25 protein-coding genes are annotated in these 23,763 nt (G+C 45.4%); 4 read left to right on the plus strand and 21 right to left on the minus strand.

Features of this window, described 5'->3' with window-relative positions:
* Positions 1-55: 55 nt before the first annotated feature.
* The 7 genes from ACT3IB_RS09990 to ACT3IB_RS10020 all read right to left on the minus strand — a co-directional run bounded on the left by ACT3IB_RS09990 (position 56) and on the right by ACT3IB_RS10020 (position 10,006).
* Positions 56-877: a hypothetical protein gene (locus ACT3IB_RS09990; RefSeq protein WP_491538864.1), complete on the minus strand. Its 822-nt coding sequence runs from the start codon at positions 875-877 to the stop codon at positions 56-58.
* Between the two features lie 2 nt (positions 878-879).
* On the minus strand, positions 880-2,091 hold the full coding sequence (locus ACT3IB_RS09995) for a tyrosine-type recombinase/integrase (RefSeq protein ID WP_491538865.1): 1,212 nt from the start codon (positions 2,089-2,091) through the stop codon (positions 880-882).
* Between the two features lie 637 nt (positions 2,092-2,728).
* On the minus strand, positions 2,729-5,920 hold the full coding sequence (locus ACT3IB_RS10000) for a type I restriction endonuclease subunit R (RefSeq protein ID WP_491538866.1): 3,192 nt from the start codon (positions 5,918-5,920) through the stop codon (positions 2,729-2,731).
* A 69-nt stretch (positions 5,921-5,989) separates the two neighbouring features.
* Positions 5,990-6,622, minus strand: a complete 633-nt coding sequence (locus ACT3IB_RS10005) for a transposase (RefSeq protein WP_491538867.1) — start codon at positions 6,620-6,622, stop codon at positions 5,990-5,992.
* Between the two features lie 175 nt (positions 6,623-6,797).
* Positions 6,798-6,989 carry a histone H1 gene (locus ACT3IB_RS10010; RefSeq protein WP_491538868.1) on the minus strand — a complete coding sequence of 64 codons (192 nt, stop codon included), beginning with the start codon at positions 6,987-6,989 and terminating at the stop codon, positions 6,798-6,800.
* An 84-nt stretch (positions 6,990-7,073) separates the two neighbouring features.
* Positions 7,074-8,306: a restriction endonuclease subunit S gene (locus ACT3IB_RS10015; protein ID WP_491538869.1), complete on the minus strand. Its 1,233-nt coding sequence runs from the start codon at positions 8,304-8,306 to the stop codon at positions 7,074-7,076.
* Positions 8,307-8,308: 2 nt separating this feature from the next.
* On the minus strand, positions 8,309-10,006 hold the full coding sequence (locus ACT3IB_RS10020; protein ID WP_491538870.1) for a class I SAM-dependent DNA methyltransferase: 1,698 nt from the start codon (positions 10,004-10,006) through the stop codon (positions 8,309-8,311).
* A gap of 429 nt (positions 10,007-10,435) precedes the next feature.
* Between ACT3IB_RS10020 and ACT3IB_RS10025 the strand changes: the two genes are divergently transcribed.
* Entirely contained in the window at positions 10,436-10,621 is a 186-nt protein-coding gene (locus ACT3IB_RS10025) for a hypothetical protein (protein WP_491538871.1), read from the plus strand.
* 31 nt (positions 10,622-10,652) lie between these two features.
* Here the strand turns inward: ACT3IB_RS10025 and ACT3IB_RS10030 are convergent, their stop codons facing one another.
* The 4 genes from ACT3IB_RS10030 to ACT3IB_RS10045 form a co-directional block, all read right to left on the minus strand.
* On the minus strand, positions 10,653-11,057 hold the full coding sequence (locus ACT3IB_RS10030; RefSeq protein WP_491538872.1) for a DoxX family protein: 405 nt from the start codon (positions 11,055-11,057) through the stop codon (positions 10,653-10,655).
* 61 nt (positions 11,058-11,118) lie between these two features.
* On the minus strand, positions 11,119-11,610 hold the full coding sequence (locus ACT3IB_RS10035; protein ID WP_491538873.1) for a VOC family protein: 492 nt from the start codon (positions 11,608-11,610) through the stop codon (positions 11,119-11,121).
* Positions 11,611-11,832: 222 nt separating this feature from the next.
* Positions 11,833-12,690: an SDR family oxidoreductase gene (locus ACT3IB_RS10040; RefSeq protein ID WP_491538874.1), complete on the minus strand. Its 858-nt coding sequence runs from the start codon at positions 12,688-12,690 to the stop codon at positions 11,833-11,835.
* Between the two features lie 35 nt (positions 12,691-12,725).
* Positions 12,726-13,448: an NADPH-dependent F420 reductase gene (locus ACT3IB_RS10045; RefSeq protein WP_491538875.1), complete on the minus strand. Its 723-nt coding sequence runs from the start codon at positions 13,446-13,448 to the stop codon at positions 12,726-12,728.
* Between the two features lie 201 nt (positions 13,449-13,649).
* Between ACT3IB_RS10045 and ACT3IB_RS10050 the strand changes: the two genes are divergently transcribed.
* A complete protein-coding gene (locus ACT3IB_RS10050) occupies positions 13,650-13,931 on the plus strand; it encodes a GNAT family N-acetyltransferase (protein ID WP_491538876.1) in 282 nt (93 codons plus the stop codon).
* Here the strand turns inward: ACT3IB_RS10050 and ACT3IB_RS10055 are convergent.
* Both ACT3IB_RS10055 and ACT3IB_RS10060 read right to left on the minus strand, forming a co-directional pair.
* Positions 13,928-14,503 (minus strand): Crp/Fnr family transcriptional regulator, encoded by a 576-nt coding sequence (locus tag ACT3IB_RS10055; RefSeq protein WP_491538877.1) that lies wholly within the window; start codon positions 14,501-14,503, stop codon positions 13,928-13,930. The two genes, ACT3IB_RS10050 and ACT3IB_RS10055, sit on opposite strands and share 4 nt — an antisense overlap.
* Positions 14,504-14,655: 152 nt before the next feature.
* Positions 14,656-15,195, minus strand: a complete 540-nt coding sequence (locus ACT3IB_RS10060; protein ID WP_491538878.1) for a YceI family protein — start codon at positions 15,193-15,195, stop codon at positions 14,656-14,658.
* A 201-nt stretch (positions 15,196-15,396) separates the two neighbouring features.
* Between ACT3IB_RS10060 and ACT3IB_RS10065 the strand changes: the two genes are divergently transcribed.
* Together ACT3IB_RS10065 and ACT3IB_RS10070 are read left to right on the plus strand one after the other, a co-directional pair.
* Complete coding sequence (locus tag ACT3IB_RS10065) at positions 15,397-15,678, plus strand: GNAT family N-acetyltransferase (RefSeq protein WP_491538879.1); 282 nt, start codon at positions 15,397-15,399, stop codon at positions 15,676-15,678.
* 41 nt (positions 15,679-15,719) lie between these two features.
* Positions 15,720-16,646, plus strand: a complete 927-nt coding sequence (locus tag ACT3IB_RS10070; RefSeq protein ID WP_491538880.1) for a DUF5996 family protein — start codon at positions 15,720-15,722, stop codon at positions 16,644-16,646.
* 88 nt (positions 16,647-16,734) lie between these two features.
* Here the strand turns inward: ACT3IB_RS10070 and ACT3IB_RS10075 are convergent, their stop codons facing one another.
* The 8 genes from ACT3IB_RS10075 to ACT3IB_RS10110 form a co-directional block, all read right to left on the minus strand.
* Complete coding sequence (locus tag ACT3IB_RS10075) at positions 16,735-17,862, minus strand: hypothetical protein (RefSeq protein ID WP_491538881.1); 1,128 nt, start codon at positions 17,860-17,862, stop codon at positions 16,735-16,737.
* A gap of 18 nt (positions 17,863-17,880) precedes the next feature.
* Positions 17,881-18,432, minus strand: coding sequence for a hypothetical protein (locus tag ACT3IB_RS10080; RefSeq protein ID WP_491538882.1), 552 nt, complete (start codon positions 18,430-18,432; stop codon positions 17,881-17,883).
* Between the two features lie 89 nt (positions 18,433-18,521).
* Complete coding sequence (locus tag ACT3IB_RS10085) at positions 18,522-19,076, minus strand: type IV pilus modification PilV family protein (protein WP_491538883.1); 555 nt, start codon at positions 19,074-19,076, stop codon at positions 18,522-18,524.
* 181 nt (positions 19,077-19,257) lie between these two features.
* Complete coding sequence (locus ACT3IB_RS10090; RefSeq protein WP_491538884.1) at positions 19,258-20,073, minus strand: DUF4382 domain-containing protein; 816 nt, start codon at positions 20,071-20,073, stop codon at positions 19,258-19,260.
* 157 nt (positions 20,074-20,230) lie between these two features.
* Positions 20,231-21,136 carry a hypothetical protein gene (locus ACT3IB_RS10095; RefSeq protein ID WP_491538885.1) on the minus strand — a complete coding sequence of 302 codons (906 nt, stop codon included), beginning with the start codon at positions 21,134-21,136 and terminating at the stop codon, positions 20,231-20,233.
* Positions 21,137-21,152: 16 nt separating this feature from the next.
* On the minus strand, positions 21,153-22,418 hold the full coding sequence (locus ACT3IB_RS10100; RefSeq protein WP_491538886.1) for a glycogen-binding domain-containing protein: 1,266 nt from the start codon (positions 22,416-22,418) through the stop codon (positions 21,153-21,155).
* The gene (locus ACT3IB_RS10105; RefSeq protein WP_491538887.1) at positions 22,415-23,119 is read right to left on the minus strand and encodes a hypothetical protein; all 705 of its coding nucleotides are present in this window, start codon (positions 23,117-23,119) and stop codon (positions 22,415-22,417) included. The genes ACT3IB_RS10100 and ACT3IB_RS10105 overlap by 4 nt, the downstream gene beginning before the upstream one ends.
* An 11-nt stretch (positions 23,120-23,130) precedes the next feature.
* Entirely contained in the window at positions 23,131-23,694 is a 564-nt protein-coding gene (locus ACT3IB_RS10110) for an RNA polymerase sigma factor (protein WP_491538888.1), read from the minus strand.
* Positions 23,695-23,763 lie beyond the last annotated feature (69 nt).

Below are 23,763 nucleotides of genomic sequence, written 5' to 3' on the forward strand. Positions count from 1 at the left end.
GTTAATACAAACCTCAGGTAAGATGACAACGGTCACTTTCGTAGGGTGACAATTGTTACTTTGCCCCTGAACTTCGTTTCTTGTCAAATCTACTTTTGGCTCTTTTGAAACTGTAAAAAGAAGTGTATCTGGGTACCAACCCAAGCTCCGCTCTTAATTGTTCGATTACCTGGTAGACCTCTTCCCACTTACGATTATTGCTATAAAGCTCATAGGCAGTTATCCAATAATCATCTTTCTGTAAATCAAAACTCTTGAACACCTCTTCCTTAAGATCCTCTCTTTCTTGCTCACCCAGCTCTTCTGGCAGTTTAATCCTTTGTGGATAGGCCTCTTGATTTACTTTATGTATGACAAGTCCCAAAGATGTTAGATGTATCCTGTGGTCTATAAACCCATTGTAAAATTCATATAGGTCGAGAATTTCTTTTAGGATAGGCAGATCGATATTTACATTTTCTTCATCATAAATAACTTTGACAAACTTTTTAGTATCGGCCAGCAAATCTTCCATGATTTCAAATATATCTGGATAACAGATCTCTTCAGGCATTGAAATCAAATCAAGCAAGGAAAAAATTCTGGCTTTGAAGAATCGAATCTCAGTAGTATCTCCACTTCCATACTCCTTACTTAGTAGGAGTATTCCATTCTTGACCCTTTCTTTCCTCTTTTCCAAAGATCTATGTTTTGCATCTGACGTTTTGCCAAGTAGATCCAGTATGTTAGCAAAATCAGCCTGCGCACCAACGCGATGCTTATTATAATGGTCCGCATAAACGGTGAAGAAATGAAATAGTACGTTCTCTCTGCGTTCCTGCTCTTTACTAGAACTCCCTTCCCATTGTAAATCAGCTAAGGTTAGCCTATTTGTCATTCTTACCTGCCAACAATTACTTTGTTATTTTTCTCAGCCAGAATCTTTCGCAGGTTCTTGCTCCATAGCTCCAAGGCATCGTGCTTTTCATCCATATAACTGTGCCGGTCATAGATGGCCGTTACCTGTCCATCACCAGCCAGCCCCTTATGATTTAATATTTTACCTAATACCGTACGTTCTATTCCTAACTTAGCCAAGTAAGTTGCAACCGTACGCCTCAGATCATGAGGACGAAAATCAGAAACCTTCGTATTATTTTTGATTGCCTGGCGGACTCGACTTAGAGAATCAAGCGGGTTTTTAGGATTTTGCGGGGAAGCGAAAACATATTCACTCTTTCCATTTAACTTTTTCATACGGCCAATAATCTCTAAAGCCATTGAGGATAGTGGAACATCATGAGGTTGCTTATTTTTCGCTAATGAAGCTGGAATGGTCCATACTTTTCCTTGGATATCTATCCATCTCATCTGCATAGTTTCCGTTTTTCGCTGGCCACAGATCAAAAGCATTTGTAATACGGACTGCGTGGGTTCACCCCAGTCCTCAAAAAAGCCCCACAGTTTCCTGATCTCCTCTTCGCTGTAGTAACGGTGTCGTTTGGATTCCCCTTGTTTATAGGTGGATATATTTTGTATAGGATTCATTTCCACATGTCCTCTTTCCATACCAAAGGTAAAGATCCTAGATAACCGGGATCTTATCCGGTTAGCCATGGTAGGAGACCCATCCTTGTAAGCTTTTTTATCTAATATTTCTACGATCTCGTGTTTGGTAATTTTAACGACGGGGAATTTACCGAACACCGGTATTAATTCCTTGTCAATTATTCTAATATATTCTTTCTGAGTGTTCTCCCTCAAAGTAGGCAGATACTTTTCTTTAAACTCTTCGACCAGCTCAGAAAAAGTTTTCAGCCCATGGATATTCTTTTTCTTTTGTCTCTCTGCTTGGGGATCCAATCCATCTAATACCATAACCCTCAGTCTTGACACCTCATCGCGAGCTTCTTTTATGCCAACTGCATCAAACTGACCTATGGTATATCTACGAATCTTATTATTGATTCGGTATCGGTAGAAAAAAGTTTTTGTACCATTTTTGGTAACTCGCAGCCCCAATCCCTTTTCTCCCTCATCAAATATTTCTATTCTTTTACCCTTAGATTCTATTGCTTTTACAGCTTGGTGATTAAAACGTAGTGATGCCATTTATTTTTTTGAAATTGTTTATACCCCCAATCTCGGGGTAACAGCGGGGTAACACGATGTTGCGCTTCTCCGAGAATTGTTGATAATTAAAGATAACTACAATTTATTGTGCCCCAACTACTTACGTAAGTTTTGGTAGGCCTTAATAACTTACGAAATTTACTTTTAAATTGCTGTCACGCAGGAGGTCGCGAGTTCGAATCTCGTCCGGATCGCAACACACTAAGCCGCTTGCTCGAAAGAGTTAGCGGCTTTTTTATTTCCCAAAATTCGACTTATTTCCACCTTCTATTTTCGGATTTGTGTAACATTGGGGTAACAGAATTATACACATATACCCAATTTTTTCTTTCTCCACCCCGTAAATTCTGTGCGAAGTTTCTCTCTGCTCACTCAGCTGATTAACTTCCCTTCTTATCCCCAAACAACATTTCATTAGCTTCCATGGCTGGATCTTTGGGTGGTTCTGTTAATTTGGCTTCACTTTGATAAATTTTTCCTGCATAAAAGTATCAGGCATGAAAAAGCAGCTGGGTTAAATCCGATTTCCATTTTTCCAATTGCTCATCTGCCAACTCATCTTTTCCCTTTATTTGATCCTTCATAGTGATTCCTCAGTGTTATTTTAGTTAAAACCCTAATACGACTGATACACATGATCAAAGACCTCATTACAGGTCTGGGCGAAGAGTTGGCGGTCGTATTTGTCGGGTAGAATGCTATCCAGCTCTTTTTCGATGGTGACTTTCACATCGGCGATGCGCTGCTGCTGTTTGGTCCAGTCCATGACCAGCTTCCCCTGCTTGAGCTTTTCGATCAGCTCGGTAATGCCCTCCTTAATCTGGTCGCGCTCTTTCTTCGTTAACTCAATCTTCTCGTGCTGGGTGACGATATCGAATACTGCCAGCTGCTCTTCGGAGAGGTTTTCACGGACATGGCGCTCCTGCTCCTCATTTAAATCCTGAACGAAGTTAAACAGCTCCTCCAGCTGCATCTCCACCGACACGCTGTAGTTGTTGTACTTCTCGATCATCTCCTCGTAGCGCTCCTTGAAGTCCATGCGCGTGCGGTTCTGCTCGACCATCTCCTGCACCTGCTGCTCGATCTTGGTTTTCATCTTCTCAAGAGCCACTCGCTTGTGTTTCTTTTTGCCAAACCGTTCTTTGAGTTTGTCAAAGTCCACCTGCCCAATATCAATAAGCTCATTATCTCCATCGATCGTAATGGGTTCGCTGGCAATACCCTCATCCAACTTCTTCTCAATCTCTTTCTTTACCTCTGATATATCATCATTTTTCTCGGGGCCGATGACCTTGATGCGGTCTTTTATTGCTTTCAGGGCCGAGCGCACCGGCAGAAACTCTTCGGCGTCCGGGTCGGGCAGGATGGCTTTGTAGAGCCGGTCCACCACGTTGGCCTTCTTCATAAACTCTTTCTTCTTCTCGTCGTTGATGATTACCTCCTCCACCGCATCATCCACGGAATCACCCAGCTCTTCATACTCCACAATGGCTCGGGCAAACTCCTTCTGGTATTTGGAGGCTTCAAAACCTTCGGCCTGTATAATCTTATCGAGATCTACATCCTGCTGCTCACAGAACTCTTTGGCTTCGGCGATGGCCTCCCGAAGCTGATCTACGAGCTCGGACTTATCTTTAACGGGATTGGTGGCCTCGGGATCGTCGGGCTCGTGTCCGGTGGCATAGGTCGCCAGCGCTTTCTGCAGGTTGCGGAATACGCCCACGTAATCCACGATCAAGCCGTTGTTTTTATCGCCGTGCACGCGGTTGGCCCGCGCGATGGTCTGCATAAGGGTGTGGTTCTTCATCGGCTTGTCGAGGTAGAGGGTGGACAGGCTCGGGGCATCAAAGCCGGTAATCCACATAGCGCAGACAAAAACCAGCCGCAGCTCGTCGTCGGGATCTTTGAACTTCTCGTCCAGCCCGCCTTTTTCGAGACGCTTGCGATGGGGACGAATATCCAAGCCCTCTTCTTCAAATTCTTTGATCTCATTTTGGGACTTGGAAATCACCACGGCCATGTCGGTTTCCTGCATGTAGTGCAACCGCTCCAACAGTCGATCTTCCTCCATCTCGGAGGCCGACTCCAGCTCTTTCTTTACGCGCCGCTTCTCTTTTTCCCACTCCGCCTGCACCAGATCATACATCCGTACGGTGGTAAAGCGGTCGATACAGATCATCATCCCCTTGCCCATGTAGCCGCGATCCAAAAAGTGCTGGACCATATCTTCGGCAATGGCTTCGAGGCGGTCCTGCCGGGTAATCAGGTGGTACTCCTGGCGAAATTCCCGCTCCAGCTTCTCTTCCTGCGCTTCGTTGAGCATGGCCTCGTCAAGCAGCTCTTCGAGCTCTTCGTTGAGATGCTCGTTGGTCAGCTGCAGCTCGGGGATGCGGTTCTCGTAATAGAGCGGGACGGTGGCCCCGTCTTCGATGGACTGCTTAAAATCATAGACGCTCACGTAGTCACCGAACACTTCCCGCGTTTTCTCGTCCTGCCCTTTGATCAGGGGCGTGCCGGTAAAGCCCAGGAAAGCCGCATTCGGCAGGGCCTTGCGCATGTTCATCGCCAGCTTGTCGTACTGCGTGCGGTGGGCCTCGTCGGTGATCACGATTATATCATCGTCGGTGCTGAGGACCGGAAACTCTTCGTTGTCGCGATTGTGGAATTTGTGGATGAGGGTAAAGACGTAACGGTGATTCTCCTGAAGCAGCTGTTGGAGCTGCTCCTTGCTGTCGGCCCGGATTTCATCTTCGGGCTCGGTCACGGCTCCAACCGATGCAAAGTTTTTGTAGATCTGATCGTCCAGGTCCAGCCTATCGGTGACGATCACAAATTTCCAGTCGCCGGCCAGCTCGCGCATCACCTTGCGGGTCAGGAATACCATGGAATAGCTTTTGCCGCTGCCCTGCGTGTGCCAGAAGACGCCCAGCTTCCCTTTGTTTTCTTCGATATGCTTGACCGCCTCAATCGCATTGTTGACCCCCAAATACTGGTGGTTGCGGGCCAGCAGTTTCTTGGGATTGGCTTTAACGTCATCAAATAGCACAAAATGCTCCATCAGGTCCGACAGCCGCTGTTTCTCGCAGATGCCCCGGATGGCGGTCTCCAGCGTCACCATGCCGGGCTCGTCTTCGTCGCTGATCTTCTTCCACTCCCCGTACATCTCCCAGGGCGACGTAATGGTGCCCACTTTGGTATCGGCGCCGTTGGAGAGAATAATCACCTGGTTGTACCAGAACAGCTGGGGAATAGTGTCTTTGTAGTCGCTGAGATTGTACTGGTAGGCATCCTTGACACTTCGGCCCGTTTTCTTGAGCTCAAACAGGATCACCGGCAGACCGTTGACGAAGGCCACCAAATCGGGACGCTTGTTGCCGTAATCGCCGTGCACCCAGAGCTGAGACACCAGCAGGTGATCGTTGTTTTCGGGCTGCTGCCAGTCGATCACCTTCAGGGTTTTGCGGATCATCGAGCCGTTCTCGTCGCGGTACTCCACGTCCACCCCGTCGCGCATCAGCTCGTAAATCTGCTTGTTGGCGCGGACCCAATGCGTGGAGGAGCGGTCGCGGGAGAGCTGCCGGATAGCCTCATCGATCTGCTCTTCGGGCACGTCGGGATTAAACTCCTCTAGCTTGCTCCGAAGCCTGGGGCGCAGCACCACTTCGTCGCGGGTTTCCCTACCGAGCGTGCCATTGTCACCACCAGTTGCCAGTACTTCCTCATAGGCGTTGATCGTCTCCCATCCCAGATCATCAAAGAGATCAATAGCCGGTTGTTCTACTGCTCGATCTTCGGAGTATTTGCTCATGTAGTGAAATTTGAATTCGAATCTCTTTCTGTCGGCACGTAGCATGCTACGTGCCGACAAAGGCAATTTTTATTCCATGTCAACTATATATTCCACCGCCTGCTCATGGATTTCATTGCTATTGGTATTTTCTCGATCTATCTGCCAACGCAACGGATTGTCTGCTATATATTTGCGAATATTCTGCAATGCTTTTTCATTGCGAATTATATGATCATAAAAACGCGACTGCCATGCAAAATATTCATGGCCATTGGCATTGCACCATCGGGTGAGGGCTGATTTATAAGATCTAATAATAGCGGAGAGGGAGCCGGGATCTGGAGATATGCTCGACATTGAATTATTATCTATTTCATCATCCCGTGCGGACGTTGCATGCAACGTCTCGACAGATTTCCCATGGGATGTCCCGACAAAACTATTTCCATGCAACGATTTTATCCCCACAATTCCATGCAGGTGATCCGGCATTACCACAAATTGATCCAATACCACCCGGGGCTGGTGATCGGGAATCTGCCGCCAATAGTGCCAGGCCATACATCCCGGCACGGATAACCCCATAATACCATTTTTAATCTCCCCAAAATGATGCCGCCGATCTTTGGTGCAAATGGTAACAAAATAGAGCCCGGGATTCCGATAATCCCAGCCCTCCAGCCGGATCGATTTTCTATTAGGCAGCTTTCTTCGCGGCATTTCTTTGCTATTCTCTTAATGTGTGCGGACACGCAATTTCTGGGCGGACATAGCATGCTACGTCCAAACGACAGAAACTCCAACCATACTTTTAACGGGCGTTCATTTTAAAACTAATAAGAAAGGGATACGGAATAACCCGCATCCCTTTTCAAACGCTTAGGCGATCTTCTTCCTACATGTCTTTGGCTTCGCTTACAGAAGCCTTCTTGTAGGGCGTCAACAACTTCTTCAAGTTATTGGCCGCTTTCCGGGCTCTGCGACCGGCCGCTTTATTATCCTTTTGATCGAAGTCTGCGTGGTTTTCTTCTAACTTTTCCCACTCTTCTTTCATCTGATTGAAGAGACTAACTGTGCTTTCATCCATAATTATGTATTGTTTATTTGTTTTTTAGTGAGATCACGTTAATCGCGGTTCTGTTTGAACCAACAATATTTTTATTAAACGAACTCAGGAAGTTCCCTTTTCCATGGAAGAGTAATCAACATTATCCTTATTCCCAAGCTGATGCAATTCCTCTACATCAATCTTCCCCGAAATAAGCTTCGGCAGTAGTAAATCTCTTGTTTCTTTGAGCCTTTGATTCTTTTTTGCTAAATGAAATATTTGTGAAACTATTGGTACTCCAATCTCATCAAATTTATCAAGAATTTTATCCGAAGGAATAAGAAATGGGAACCCTCTAACATCTCCCATATTTATCCCAGGTTGTGCCGCATTAGTATTTGAATTTCTAATGGTACTTTTAATCATCGGTGAATCCATCCAAAAATATAGATAAGATTGACTGCATGTATTGTCTGTTCGTACTAAATAGGCATGAGAGTTAATACAAAGCTTTCTATGAGGAAAACCATCACCAAATATTGAAACGCGCCCTAAACTTGCCCCATCTTTATAAATCAGGACATCATAATCCTCAACCACACCTTTATTCATTTCTATATAGAAATCTTCTGGTACGTATTTTTCTTTTGAATAATCATACTGCCCTACTCCAAGAACATTCTCTGCTCCCACACTTGGTACACCATCGTCATATCGGCTTACACCACCTTTGGGACGGTTCCCCGATTCTAACTTAGTAAGTATCTCACCAAGTTTTATTGCTTCCCACCCCTCGGGAATCTCCCCCAGCTCGGTACCCGAATCCACCATTTCGTCATCCTCGTGACCGGGATAGCGGAAGTGTACAAACCACTCGCGATAGATCCGCCGCGCCATTTCTTCGAGGATCTCGATGCGACGGCTGTTGTTTTCAATGAGGTCGTCAAAGGCAGAGAGGATGGAGGCGATTTTTTGCTGATTTTCCCTTGAATGGATATCGATTTCAATTGAATCCAAATGGTTTCTATTCAGAGTAGGAACACTCGCACCAGAATCATATTCCTCTAAATTAAGAGTTTGCAAAAAGTAATAAACATATTTGGGCAAATTATCTTTAAAATCCTTGACCCATAAAGCTGTATTTAAAGGCCAAAATTTTCTATCTAAATACATCACCTCTCCAATAGAACCACTTCTACCTGTAGTAACACCCGGTGGATCAACTTTTGCTTCATTATGCCAACCCGTTATACTTGTAGATGCTACAACTGGGACATTTCCTTCTTCTCGATCTTTTGTTGGAAGATCAAATCCCCTTTGAAGAGTAATAAAGTCTTTAAATTCTATCTTCTCCATACTCACTTAGAATCTCCAAGAATATTATTCAGATTAGTCATAATTTGATCTTCCAAATTCTTTGACTCTTCGGATAATTCTAACAACTCGTCCCTTAATACATTCAGTCTTTTCTCAAAATCTACCTCATCCTCTTCCCGCTCGGCCACGCCTACGTACCGTCCCGGATTCAGGCTCCAGCCCTGCTCCTCGATCTCTTCTACGGTGGCTACTTTACAGAGTCCGGGAATGTCTTTGTACTCCCCGCCTGTCCCGTGGGACCCTTCTGTCCCACCGGGATCATCAAACAACTCATCCATATCGTCCGGCTGGGTAATCGCGGAGCCATTGGATTGGTAATCTTGTTCCTCCTCGGCAGCTTGGGCTAATTCTCCATTCTGTCGGGACGTTCCATGGAACGTCTGTACCGAATCCAGTTCTTCCCCACGATATCGTCGTACGATATTGGCTATAAAATCAAGCTGCCGGTCGGTAAAGTCGCGGTGGGCGCGGTCGATCTGCCGGTAGATATTGCGGGCGTCAATAAACAGCACTTCGTTTTCGCGCTCGGTGCCCTGCTTGCCCTTGTCAAAGAACCAGAGCGTGCAGGGCAGGGTCACCGTATAAAAGAAGTTGGAGCCGATGGAGATAATTACATCCACCACGCCCTCCTCAATCATCTTCTTGCGGATCTCCTGTTCGCTGTGGCGGGCATCGGCGGCGGAGTTGGCCATCACAAAACCAGCCCGTCCTGAGTCATTTAACGCGCTGTAAAACTCCTGCATCCACAGGTAGTTGGCATTGTCGGTGCTGGGAATGCCAAACGGGTAGCGCGGGTCGCCCTCGATCGCTTCCTTGTCTACCCCGCTCACGTTAAAGGGCGGATTGGCCATCACGTAGTCAAAGCGTCCCACGCAGTCGTGCAGATTCTCGTAGTAGGTATTGCCGGCTCGGATATCACCCTGTAAGCCGTGAACTGCTAAGTTCATACGGCAGAGTCGAACGGTGTTTTCCTTATTTTCCTGTCCGTATATGGAGAGATTTTGCTGCGCTTGCTCGCGATGACGCTTGCGAAATTTCTCCGACTGCACAAACATGCCGCCCGATCCGCAGGCCGGGTCTAATATCCTTCCACCATAGGGTTCCAGCACTTCCACAATCAGCTTTACAATGGAGGTGGGCGTAAAAAATTCTCCGCCCTTCTGTCCCTCGTTCATGGCAAACTGACCGAGGAAATACTCGTAAATCTGTCCGAAGACATCGCCTTCCACATCCGTGCCCACATTGGAGAAGGTTTTTAATAAATCTTTTATCAAAGCACTTTTGCTAGCACCATCTCTTTCTATATCAAACTTTTTATAATCTTTGGGCAACACATCGGCCAGCTCGGGGTTCTCCCGCTCGATGGCTTCCATTGCTTCGTTTACCTTCTGACCGATGTCTTCACTTTCGGGAAGGGTCAACAGGTAATCGTAGCGCGATTCTTCCGGCAGATAAAGCACGCCTTCGGCCTTGTAGTGCTCGGGGCCGATCGTTACCCGGCTGCTGGTCTCCTTTTCCATCTTTTCGTGCAGGGGTTTAAAGCGGTGCCAGGCGTAGCGCAGAAAGATGAGTCCCAGTACGGGCGTGGAGTATTCAAAGGAGCTGAGCGTGGAGTTGGCCCGCAGGTTGTCGGCCGCCTGCCAGAGCCGTTTTTCGAGTTCTTTGAGGTTGGTGGACATGTGATCCCGTTCGTCTCTTGGTTAATTTTTAATGGATAATGAAAGAATGGCTATATACGAAAAGTTAGATAGAAATTACAAGCATATAGGCGAACCGAGCCAAAGGCCTTAACAAGTTCATGTACTCAATAAATCAAATGATAAATATGGCATGGTGTTGAGCTGGAATGCCTCGAAGGAACCCTACGCCGCTTGCATGCAGGATTTTTCTAAGTTCCCCGGACAAATTTTAGAGGAGATGACTGGGTTCCGGAATACGATGATGAAGTATGAGGGGGCAACGATTGGGCCCGCCGTGTAGAATCGGGAACAAATACCGGAACCTTGGTATCTCCCGGAAATCGCCCATGGGTTACTTCTACCCCTGCATTTATGGATAATACCTCCGCAAAAATTAAAAACCGGAAGGCGTCCCAAATCAATCTTGGTATGATACCTTTACATGCCAAAGTGGATGTTACAGTTTGTTCGACAGATCCCGATGGTAATACCAAAATACTTGACCGGGAGACCGTATTGGCAAAAGATGATGCAGGGACAGTTCTTGATGAATCTTTCTCAGACCCGGAACCGGGAAGTAAACGGTCCCCGGCTTACCTTGTATTGTTTATTTGATTTGAAGAGGTGTATCATCAGTACTTCCAGGCTATGAAGTTGATCCAATAAGCTGCGTTACAAAAGCAGGTTTGATCTCGTCATCCAGCTTCCGGAGCGCTACGTAAGAAACCGCTAACACTCCCAACAATACAAGTGGAGTAAGAACAGCAGATATGGGATCGCCCGCTGCTGCGTGGGCAATACTGGCCGAAATCATATTGATGGTAAAGCCGGCATAAACCCATTCCTTAAGACGTCCTGTAAAGGGAGCGAGCAATAGCAGCACGCCAATTATTTTAGCTATGCCCAGCTCTATCCGAAAGAAATCCGGGAATCCAAGGTGTTCAAATGTTTGCGCCATTTGCGGACTGATAAAGTACATCGTTGCACTGAACAGCATCATAGCACTAAATATTGCAGTTGTGATCCAGTAGGTTATGTTCAATTTATTCATTGTGATAAAAGATATTTCTGTTATGATTAGTTTTTGTTGAGCTCAGATTTAAAAGTGTGTGTTAATTCAATTCGTTCAGTAGATCCTGCACGTCAAGCGGTTGGGTCACCATCTTGACGGAACCGTCCTTGGCGTATTCCCATTCCTCGCGGGGACGATCGCGGTACAGCTCCACGCCATTGCCGTCGGGATCAGTTAAATAGATCGCCTCCGAGACGCCGTGATCGCTGGCTCCGTCGATGGGATATTCCGCGTCAATGAGACGCTGGAGGATTTTAGCCAGATCTTTGCGCGTGGGATATAGCAAAGCGGTGTGGTAGAGTCCGGCGCTGTTGCGCGGCGCAGGCGGACCTCCTTTGCTGTGCCAGGTATTGAGCCCAATGTGATGATGATATCCTCCGGCCGACAAAAAGGCCGCATTCTCACCATACATGGTCGTCAGCTCAAAGCCCAGTAGATCACGATAAAATTCAAGAGCCTGATCCAGATCAGACACTTTCAAATGCACGTGTCCAATGCGGGTCTGGGAGGGTGTGGTGTAGTCGTTGGTCATTGTTGTCAGTTTTTTTGTTTCACTCAATTGTTTATGGAGTTAGCCTTAATGGCTAATAATCTATAACTACCCTCTATGTCATCCCGGACCCCGATCCGGGATCTCGCAGAGGCAAGGAACGTCGATTGAATCATGTACCAACATTAACGGCAACTGCAGTATAAGATCCTGAAACGAGTTCAGGATGACATAGAATGGGTTCCAACCGCTAAACGCTTTGACTTAACTATTTAGCAACTCCGATATAAATGTTTCCAGTCCGGTAGACTTACGTCCGAGCAGCTGTTCCATATCGTCATAGGTAAAATCAAGCGCACCATTGACAAACGTTGTGGCTGTCATAACGCTCATAGCAATCTGCTCTTCGGGGAGACCGGCTTCGGTCAACGCCTGCTCAAACTCGGAAACAGAGAGATCCCTGTAGCTGATCTCCTTGCCGGAGGCTTCACTCAGCATGTCAGCTATTTCCCACAGCGCATAGGCTTGCCCCGAGGTAATTTCATAGATGCTGTTCTTGTGCTGTTCGGCATTGGCCAATCCGTTTGCCAGGGCCTCGGCCATCTCCGAGCGCAGTGCCAGGTTAATGGCGTTGCCGTCGGATGGAAAGGCCCAATGGCCCGTTTCTAAGGCATCGCCCAAAAAGAGCGGTAGAAATTCCATATAAAAGGTGTGCCGGTAAATGGTATAGGAGATGCCGGAATCTTTAATGAGCTTCTCCGTTGCATCGTGATCAGGCGAAAGTGGACTTAACTCTTTATCTGCTTCAACAATACTGGTGTAGAAAATCTGACCGACTCCCGCTTCTTTAGCGGCTTGAATTACGTTATTGTGCTGATCGGTCCGCCCTTCCAACGTGCTCGAAGAGATCAACAGCAAGGTATCGATTCCCTGAACTGCTTTTTCTATTGATGGATAATCGGTGTAATCGCCGATCCTAAGCTCTACGCCTTTCTCCTTGAGTTCGGCGCCTTTTTCCTCACTTCGGACAAGTCCGGCGATATTAGCATCGGGATTATTCTCCAGCAAAAAGTCTATGGTTTGTGATCCTAACTGTCCGTTTGCTCCTGTGATAAGTATCATAATGGTAATGTTGAATTTGAATATTAGGTGTTGAATTAATTATGAAGAATTTTCCAACCGGCTAGCCCTGTAGAATCACCCGAAAATTCGGGTGGCCACTCTGTGGCATTCCACTGGGCCAGCCAGTTGTATTCCTTTTTGATGGTGAGCTGCATGAGTAGCAACTGCATACGCTCCAGGGTGCCGCTCACCGAGAGGTCTCCGGCAACAATCGGATTAAAGCCCACTGTTTCTACGAGTTCGATAACAGATAGCAAGGCTTTCTCATCGTCCCCGGCAATAAAGGCGTCAACCTGCTTGCCGTCGATTACCGGCTGGTCAAAGTCAGCGGCCAAGGTGGTGTTAAATGCTTTTACCACCTTGGCATTGGGAAGCCACTGCTGCAGCTCTTCGGCTGCGCTGGTCTCCGGTACAGTCGTGAGTTTGCTAACATTCTCATCAATGGGATTGGCAATACTAATCACAATCTTTTGGGTTGCAACATCACGTATCTTGTCGGCCAATTCTTTTTCAGCCCCGTGGGGAACAGCCAAAATGATAATATCGGCTTCCCAGCTGGATTCATGGGGGCAATGCATGAGTTCTACATCAGCCTCGGGATGGTCTTGAAGGATTTCCTCGTGTAATGAACCCACTTGTTCAGGGTTGCGATCAAAAAGTAGCAGGCGGTAGTTGCCTCCGGCAATACTTTTTGCAATGGCGGAACCCATATTTCCACCGGCTCCGATGATCGCGATGGTTTGCTTGGTAATAGGCATAATCAGTGTGTTCCTGTCTGCGGTTTCATTTTGTTACCGTAAAGGTAATCCACCCCCGAGCCCTTTTCATTGATATGTGCTAAGAAAAACGCTTGATATATATCAATAAATTTTTTGCTGGCACCTTATCGCTGTTAACTGTGATTTGATTTATATAGTATGGTATACCAATAAACTTGAAGCTCAACTTGAGATGGTAATATGGATATTCAACATAAGGATGAAGACAGCAAAGGATTATTCTTTGTAGAAGAGAATGGCGAATTAAAGGCCGAAATCACCTATTCAAAAGCCGGAAGCAGCAAAATAATTATCGATCACACTGAAGTATCAGATTCATTACGCGGAGAGGGCATTGGTAAAGCATTAGTTGAACATGCGGTAAACTATGCACGCAAAAATGATTTAACGGTAATTCCACTTTGTCCGTTTGCCAAATCAGTTATAGAGCGAAATGAGTCGCTCCAAGATGTGTTGAATTAACCGCTAAAATTACTTCGGACTCGGCTCAGTGTTTCCGGACTCATCCCCAGGTATGAAGCTACTAAATTCAATGGCACACGATTCATGAACTCGGGATTTTGTTCTATCAGGCGGCTGTACTTTTCTTCAGCGGTAAGTCCAAGTGCATTTTCAGCGCGTTGCTGGAGGGCTACGTAAGCGTTTTGGAGGATAATACGATGATATCGCTCGTAGGCGCGAATGTCATCCAAAAGGGTTTGGTGGTTTTTCCGGTCAAGCATCAACAGCTCACTGTCTTCCAGGACTTCAATATTAAATGTGGATGGGTTTTTAGTGAAGAAACTTTGCAGGTCCGCAATCCACCAGCCGTCAAAGGCAAAACGAATCACATGCTGGTTGCCTTTTGAATCTACCGAGTATGAACAAAGAGCCCCTTTCTCAACAAATGCTAACTCGCGGCAAACATCGCCCTCTTGCAGCAGGAATTGCCGTTTAAGCATCCGCTTGGGACGGAAATTGCTTTTGCACATTTCCCACTCCTCATCGGATAATGAAACATGCTTATCAATACTTTCTTTCAGTACCTGGTACATTCGTTGTTGGCTTAGTGGTTGCCGCCTTGTTTTATGTAAGTTGATTCATCAAAGGCACTGAAAAATGTACAGGGAATTATCAGGAAATAAAAAAGCGGATATCCCCCGGAAGAGAATACCCGCTTATGGGTGTATGGGACGTTAGCCGTCAGTTAATTTTTAATGAACTGTACATTTAACTGCAGTTTAATTTTATCGCCCACAATCACGTTCCCGGCTTCGGTCACGGCATCCCAGGTAAGGCCAAACTCTTTCCGGTTGATGGTGCCTTCGACTTCAAAGCCAGCTTTGGTCTGACCATATTGGTCGGTAACCGTACCACCGTGGACGACCTCCAATTCAATTTCTTTGGTGACATCACGAATCGTTAAATTCCCGGTCACGTTGTATTCGCCTTCGCCAATTTTCTCAAAGTTTGTGGACCCAAACTTCAGTTGCGAATACTCAGCAGCATTGAAGAAATCGTCTGACTTCAGGTGCTGATCGCGATCCTCGTTGTTGGTGGTGATGCTGTCGATGTCAGCCGTAAAACGTGCCTTGGCATGTTCAAAATCGTCGCCGTCGGCTTCGATTTTTCCATCGTAAGAGCCGAAACTTCCGGTAACAGTCGAAATTACCAGGTGCTTTACTTTAAATTGTACTTCCGAATGCGTCGGATCAATCTTCCATAAGGTTTTCGTTGCAGTAGCCATTGTATTATTACTTTAATGTTAAACAGTTTGTTCATGCTTAACATACTGCCTGAAACCTTACCTGCCATTGATATATGACAGGAAATACTCTTGATATATGTCAAGGAAATGTAATTTCGATGAGGACTATTATTTGATCCGCAGGTTGTATAATATGTACTGTATAGCATTTAAAAGGTCAACCATGACATTCTATCTACTATGGACATCCGGCATAAAGAAGGACAGAGTAAAGGATCATTTTTTATTGAGAAGGGCGGAGAAGTAAAGGCCGAAATCACCTATTCAAAAGCCGGGGATACCAAAATCATTATAGACCATACCGAGGTATCTGATGAGCTACGCGGTAACAATATCGGCAAACAGCTTGTTAAACATGCGGTAAGCTATGCCCGTAAAAATAATTTAACCGTAATCCCTTTGTGTCCATTTGCCAAATCAGTTATTGAGGGTGATGAGTCGCTACAAGATGTACTGATGTAATAATTGTTTTCTAACTGCTTAAAATCAGAATCCTTACCAATATGAAAACATCCACAAATCAAAATAGACATTCATGGCCGGAACTGCTGCCACCGGCAGACTGGCAGAAGACACTGAATACGGTACATCTCTGGTCGCAGATAATCGGGAAGATTCGGCTGGAACATATGCCCTGGATCAACCACAGCTGGCACGTTCCTCTCTATGTCTCATCGCGCGGGTTGACAACTTCACTGATTCCGTTTTCGACCGGGGGATTCGAAATAGAATTCGACTTTATAAATCACAAGCTCGAAATTCGAAAGATTAATAAGAAGAGTATTTCTTTCGAGCTGGAATCATTGTCCGTAGCAGACTTTTATGCAAAGACGCTGGAGAACCTCAGTCAATTGAATATTGAAACGAGCATCTATCCCATGCCGGTTGAAATCCCCGATCCCATTATGCCATTCCCGGAAAACAAGGATCCCGTATCCTATGATACAGAGGCGATGCATCGTTTTTGGTTGGCACTGACAAATGTTCAAAGAGTTTTCACTCAATTCAGGTCTGAGTTCACCGGAAAAGTAAGTCCCATCCACTTCTTTTGGGGCGCATTTGATCTGGCAGTTACTCGATTCTCCGGACGACCAGCTCCCAAACATCCGGGGGGTGTTCCCAACTGCCCTGACTGGGTCATGCAAGAAAGCTACTCTCATGAATTGTCAAGTGCCGGATTTTGGTCGGGCACCGGTTTTGGAGAGCCCGCATTCTATTCTTACGCTTATCCGGAGCCAGAAGGCTACCGAGATTCGGTGATCAAACCTCAGGATGCATTCTATGACGAAGAGCTTGGAGAATACCTGCTCCCTTATCAGGCTGTGACGAATGCATCAAATCCGGATAAGAAACTACTCGATTTCCTCCAGACAACCTATGAGGCCGCGGCCGTAAACGGAAAATGGGATAGAAAAGCCTTGGAGAAGTAGCGAAACCTTTTCTTACAAAACAGATCTCAGATGTATTAGAGGCAGCATTCCCAACCTTTAGGTTGTATTAAATAAAACTGCCTTCATTTTACTCGATCGTTGTTTCTTCGAGCGTAACCACGCGTGTATACTTATTTTGATCAACGGCCTTAGCCGCTGCCATTTTCGCATATTCTTCGGCGGCACAATCATATTGCAAGTGAATATTACCATTTAGATCAATACCGATGCTTCCGTCGTAGTCACTGGTATTGCCTACCAACACCGATCCGTTTATTGTTGGCGTCCCCCGTCCTTTAAAATTGTAAGCATTTTCAAATATTACGAGGCCGTTCCATTCAAAGTTCCCGGCAATATCCAAGGTAGATCCATCATCGCCCTCATAACTCATTTCACCATCACTTCGAATTACCAGAATTCCGTATCCCTCATCCTGTTTTCCCGTAAGTTTTAAATTGTCCTCCACAAAAAATACCCCGGGATCACTTGACGTACCCAGTGTTTGATCGGTTGTACCGGATAAGTATTGGACACTTGTAGTGTTAGCCAAGCGCGCAATAAGTTCATCAGTAGGCTCATATGACAGATCATTGTCGGTGGCTACTTTGGGGTCTCCCTCAACGTCAATATCGCTTGTCTCTGACTGCACATTGTCCTCTAAATTCTGATTCATAACGCTAATACCCGGCTTGCTTTGATCCCCGTCATCACAGGCCGAAGAGGAGTTTCCACTGATACTGGCACTCCCATCTGTATCAATAGTAAAGTTCTCTGTAGCAATAGAAAGCGGTGATTTAAACTTTGGAACTAAGTTGCTAAAGGGGGCTTTAAGGTAAACACTTACAACTTTTGAGGTATATTTTTCTGATCCGCCATCTGCTACATCAATCTCCGCTTGGGAAACCATCCGTAATGAATCGGCATCCCAGTAATTGGAAGCCTCATACATATAATCTACATGCAATGTTGTTTGAACACCATCAATGGTGGTTACCCAGGGATTCGAAGAGTCGTGCTCTTTAGCCCAGTTATTATCCTTGTTTATTTTCTGCATAGATATTTGAATAGCCGTATGCGCAGCATTCAGGGCTTCTGTTTTTTGGGCATATTCCACCGTTTTTTCTGTAAGCATCTTGCCCTGACCAGATGTACCCATCGATACGATACCGAGTGCAACCAGCATCCCGGCGCATATTATTAACATTGCTCGTCCCATAATAACTCCTCTTCTTTATTAAGCATCTTCCAAATTAGGGGGCGAAAAACGCTTCTCCCAAATTGTACGCACATAGCGCCCATCATCGCCCGTATTTTGATATACTTTAGCTGAACTCTGCAATTCCAAGGTAATATAAAGCTGTCGAATACTATTTAGATCAGAACTTGCAACCGGAGTTGACATATGATTGCTAACCGGCTCACCATATTCATCCAGGTACTTGATATTAAAGTTCGTTACCCCCACCCGTATTGGAGTTTCACTGATAATACTCCCCGTATCACCATCTTCGACCGTTCTTTTTAATACATAGGCATTGGGATTTCCATTGCCTACGGACGTATTTGTAAACTCCCAGGTTATCAGCTCAACCGAGTTATCACTACTGTTGTCAATATTACTGCGAAATGCAATTTTGTGGCTATCTGCCTCCACTAAAACAGGACTGGTCTTATTATTTCTGTTAAATCCAATTTTGTGGATATCGTGGTTAATCATCTCCTGCACGCCCGTTGCTTTCTCCCGGGTTGTTTGCGTAAGCGTCAACTCTGTTGAACTATTAGACATAGACATGTTCAGTGCTAGAATCCCAATCAAAAGGATCCCTCCTACAACAAAACTTGTCACCAAACCCATATTCATAGTACTATCCTCTGCTAATCGGCGTAGTAATTTCTAATAAATTCCAGGCTATATAAAGTAGGACTACCAGAACTCTTTCGGTCCAGATATTTACTGGTTATATATACCCGAAGTTTTTTAAACGTCGTTTGAGTATTCGTTGAATCGTAACTCGTCTCATCTACATAAAAGACTTCGGCACGGATATTAAATTCTCCATGCTCGGTTTCTACCACATCATTCCATCCGTCATAATCGTCAAAATCATCAAACTCATGGCGGGTCACGTTTCCATCCCCATTTTGGTCATCATCTTGAGTTCCACTGGTTTCTGGGCCCAAACTTGTAGTAGCTGAAAAATCACCCGGTATATCGGCAGGCGGTGCGGTGGCATCAACAGAAACCTCATCAAATTCTTTCGTTCGTCCCTCTTCGATAATATCCTGAGCCAAAGCAATAACTTCCTGTTCGAGCTCTCCCTCAATCTGCATATAGGTGTTCCGCTGAATCATGCTGGTAGCGCTGAGTATTATCAGCGAAAAAATCACCATGGCCCCAATTGTCTGCAGTACTTCTCCGTAGCCAACCATAACTATTTATTTCTAATTACGTTTTCCAAACGTTAGAAAATTTTAACATTATGTCAACGCTTTCAATTTAATTCTAATGTTTCCCTTTTCATATAGTAAACCCGCCGGATAGTAGTCAATACAATACCATCCGACGGACTCATCTAATTATTTTAATAATCGCCCATAATAGACCATCACTTTAATTCTGCGAAACGGTAATAGTATCTAATTCCGTTGTTTCGCCAGCAGTAACTTCAACGTTTTCGACATTTTCTATCCCATAAGAGTCATTGGTGGGCTCAACGGAAACGGTATAAGAATCTTCTTCCAGTCCGATGAGCTTGAATTCTCCATTTGCTGTATCAGCAATTGTGGAAGAAAGTGTATCTTCTCCAGCTATAGCATATACATTCGGCTCAGCATCAACGGGCTCAACGACTCCTGCGATATTTCCTGTTACTGCTTCATTTGAAGCACTTATCACGGGTTTCAGCAAATAGTCTTCGCCTGACTGCTGATTACCTCTTACCACAACAGAACGCGCCGCATCAAAATCGAGCAGCAAAGTGTAGGTAATATCGGGCTCGATTTCAGCATTTACATTTAGCTTGATCCCCGTTTGTGCACCACTGGGTACAAACATGCTGTGTTCTTCTCCATCAACCACCACGCTGTGACCATCACTGCTGAGGATAAGGCGAATTTGTTCATACGTTCCGGCGGGTAATTCTGCAGATCCAAGAACTTCTGTAGTTCCGTTTGTTAGCTCGAGAAGATCATAGCTTTGCTGGGGACTACTAAGTTCTACCCATCCTTCGTCGCTATCACTATTATTTACCTCCACTCGTTCGACAAATACGTTTACTTCATCATAGTTGGCCGGCGCATCATGGAGCAATACCTCCATTGTTCCGGTATCGCCATCGGCATTGGTTCCACTGTTGCAACCCATAAAGACGACTGAAACGGCTAATAATAATGCAAATGGTATTTTTAGTAACTTCTCGGTAGTCATAATTTTACCCTGTAGATTTTTTTGGCGTTAAATTTTAGGGTATATGACGACCGAAGTTTCGGAAGGTTACCAACTTTTTTGCATGGCTACATTCCTTGATAAATAGTGTCTATGTGATAGGCAGATGGAAAAACTATACCGGCACTACAGAAGCCCGTCAACCATTCCGGGAATTGTTACCCCTGTTATTCCCTTTACCGCGATTATTCTCCATTCCTTTCGGGATGTCGCCCGGCGGCCCGCCCCCTACCTTGCCATCAAACAAGTTTTGCAGAATGTCTCGCGCCGGTACTCCTTTCTGCATTTGTTTTCCAACGCCTCGCATGATGTTTGATGCTGGAATTTGACTTCGCTTTTGTGCCATATTCAGGGCCATAGGCAGCTTTTGAAATTCGCCGGCCTCAAACCCTCCCTTTAACGCGCGAACAATAAACGACCGTGTAAGTTCGGGCTGATCCTGCATAGGCAAGTCCGAAACAATATCCATGGCAGAAACGATATTAGATCCTGAGGTTTGGGAAAGAACTGACTTTTGACTTATATCAGATAAAAGGCGGTTAATATTTTCCGGGGAAACATTTTGTGTTATTGCCCGAGAAGACGATTCCACAAGTCTGTTACGCACACCTTCTCCCGGGCCATTTTGTTGGCCTAGTACCTGTTTTACTTGCGGCTTTGCCATCCAGGGATCAACGACGTTGGCTGCCTGACGGGTAGCACTGGTCATTCTATTTATATAAGGAACGATCCGTGCATCGGGCACTCCTTTGGATAATCCTTCCAGTGCCTTTTGCAATACATGGGTTGCCGGCAAATTATCTTCGGCAAGTTGTACTGCCGGCTCAATCATATTGATCAGCTGTTGATTACTTAAACCCCTTGCTTCTTTTCTTGCTTTAAGATCATCAATTACGGATTGTTCTATCCCTGCTTTTCCGGCCCGTGCTACCAGCTTATCCAACGATTCAGTTTGGCCAACGGCAGTATCGGGAATACCGAAATATGCACAAGCAACAACCAAAAGTGCGATGACCTTTATATGTATGTTTAAACCCTTCATCATATTTATTTCATTTAAATTATTGAACTAATAACAGTGCATTTTGCCCGCCAAATCCATCTTCAACGGTATATGTTTCGTTGGAAAACTTTATCCAGCTTTCTTCTCCATCCTCAATTATGAGCACTTTATATTCATAAGAACCGGCATCCAGCTCAAGCTCGGCTCTGTACTGATCCTTTTTAACATTTACGAGTGGCACTCCGGGACGTGACCAATTATTAAAATCTCCAACCAGATAAATACGTCCATCCCCGGGGTAGGAAATTTCCACCTGCTGTCTATCTTTTTCTTTGTTCCAGTTCGGTGATATTTTATCGCTATCTTTTCGTGATTTAGGCTGTAACGTCACTCTGATTCCCCCAGAAACCTGTACATCATTAGTATTCTGATCGGTCGCCGTTGTATTATATCGCAATCCCTCAGCACTCAAAAAAGCCGTTAACTTTGGGCTGATGGGGACACTCCCTTCAACTCCCAATCGGAATATGCGGTTGGTCTCTTCAATGGTCTCTGTTGTCTCGTTTGGGCCTCCCCCCACAGGTGGAAAACCACCGCCCCCACCGGTCGTTACCGTTTGTTGGTTTTGATACTGTTCAAGACCAACTTTAAGTCTAACTTTCAAGCCTTTTTCAAAAATTCGCCTTGCAGCTACAAATGAACTAAACCCCTCCTGAATATCCGGGAAGGAATCAAAATTTCCGTACAAGCCTGTCGATAATTGCCAATTGAAATTGGGCCAGGTTTCAAACTCAATAGCATATAAATCAGACCGATCATTGATAGAGGTGGACACACTGTCAACCATATAATCTCGATACGATCGAAAGTTAGAACCTGCTTTTACTTTCAGCTGGCTAAATGGTGTGGGCGACCACGTCAACGTGGGTTGTGCCCAAAACATGCCCCGGCTGAAAGATGAATTAAAATAACTGCCTCCCATCTCTACCCCGGCGCTTACCGAATAATTGAATTGGTGCTGATATCTTGCCAGAGCCAATCCGCCTTTCCACGTATTTATTCCGGACATGAATGGTTCCACAACAGCAACGCCCGTTAATTCAACCATGTCCTTGTCACCGAGCCAGGTACTTTGCCCAATCCCGGTGATCGCCCCAAAAGACGTATTTCCGACCCGATTCCACTCCCCGTAATAGGGGTTCAAATAAGTATTTGTGGAATACCCCACTCTGGAATCCACAGAAAATACTGTCTGCCACTCCTGGGCTAACATATCGTTTGATATTGAGATTAATAACATCACAATAATGAGACCTATTCTCATAAGTAGATCACTGCATTTTTATTACCAAATCCGTCTTCGCGCTGCATCGGAGCCATTGGATCGGTTACCCATTGCTCCCCATCTTTTACAAACATATAGCGATGCTCTCCTCTGCTCATTGATACCAGGCCGGTCCAGACCTGCTCTCCGTTCACCTCCTGTTTCTCAAGAGGTATAGGTTCCCAACCGTTAAAGTCACCGGCAACTTCGACAGATTGCGCTTTTTCATCGATATAAACAAAACGTACCCACACCTGGTCCTGACTATGAGAAACTGGCTGCATTGATTCCTGCAAAGTGTTATTTACCCGGACGACCTCTTGGGAAGCATCAAAATAAAATGGAATCAATAGGGCTATTGTTAAAATCATTGCTGCCGCAACACCATAGACGGGTCGCACCTGGATCTTTCGCGGCATCCACAAACCTTGCATCCAGCTTGTTATTTGCTCTATCAGCGAAACTGTCGTTTCCGGTTGTTGGGCATCTTCAATGCTATTCATCACCCGATCGGAAAATCCATCGGGTACTTCCGGATGATCATAGACACCTGTATTACTAATAGTACTTTGAACTGACCTCTCGAAAGAAAGCATTTCCCGCATCTGCGGATCATCCGCTATCATGTGGAGGGCTTCCCGCTCCTCCTCACCGGATAACTCGCCATCCAGATATTTACGCAGTATTTCTTCCTTTTCCATATTCATGATCCCTAGTTATACTGGTTAACATACTCTTTAAGCTCCTTGCGCGCCCTGTGTACCCGCACTTTGAGCGCCCCTTCAGTGGCGTCTAATCGCTTTGCCATGGCTTTATACGTCATATTATCACGATACTTCATCAAAAAAGCCTCCGCATAAATCGGTGTTATTGCAGACAGGGCCTTCTCCAATATGGCCTCCTGCTCCTGTTGTTCAATGTCATCATTGGGTAATTCATCTACTTTCAAATTGGCTTCAAGCTCGTGGGGTTCCATCTCACTGAACTCCTTATTTGATCGCCTGATATTCTTGGAGTAATCCAAACAGTGATTTCTTGCCAACGTATATAGCCAGGAAGAAAACTTTGATTGCTTTTTGAAGGAATCCAATCGCTCATAGGCCTTCACAAATATCTGCTGCGCCAACTCTTCCCGGTCGCCCTTTTTGTCCACAAATTTACCAACAATACTAAAGACCATCGGCGCATACCTGTCAACAAGTACCCTGTAACGATCTTTTCGACCGTTCAAGATCTCTTGGATTAATTGAAATTCTTTTTCCTTGGAATCATCCATTAAGCTGAAACATATACCAGCGCAGAGTCAGGCCCTGAAAACCCCTGCTTATTTGTGTGACGATTGACT

The sequence above is a fragment of the Fodinibius sp. GM21 genome (assembly GCF_058386955.1).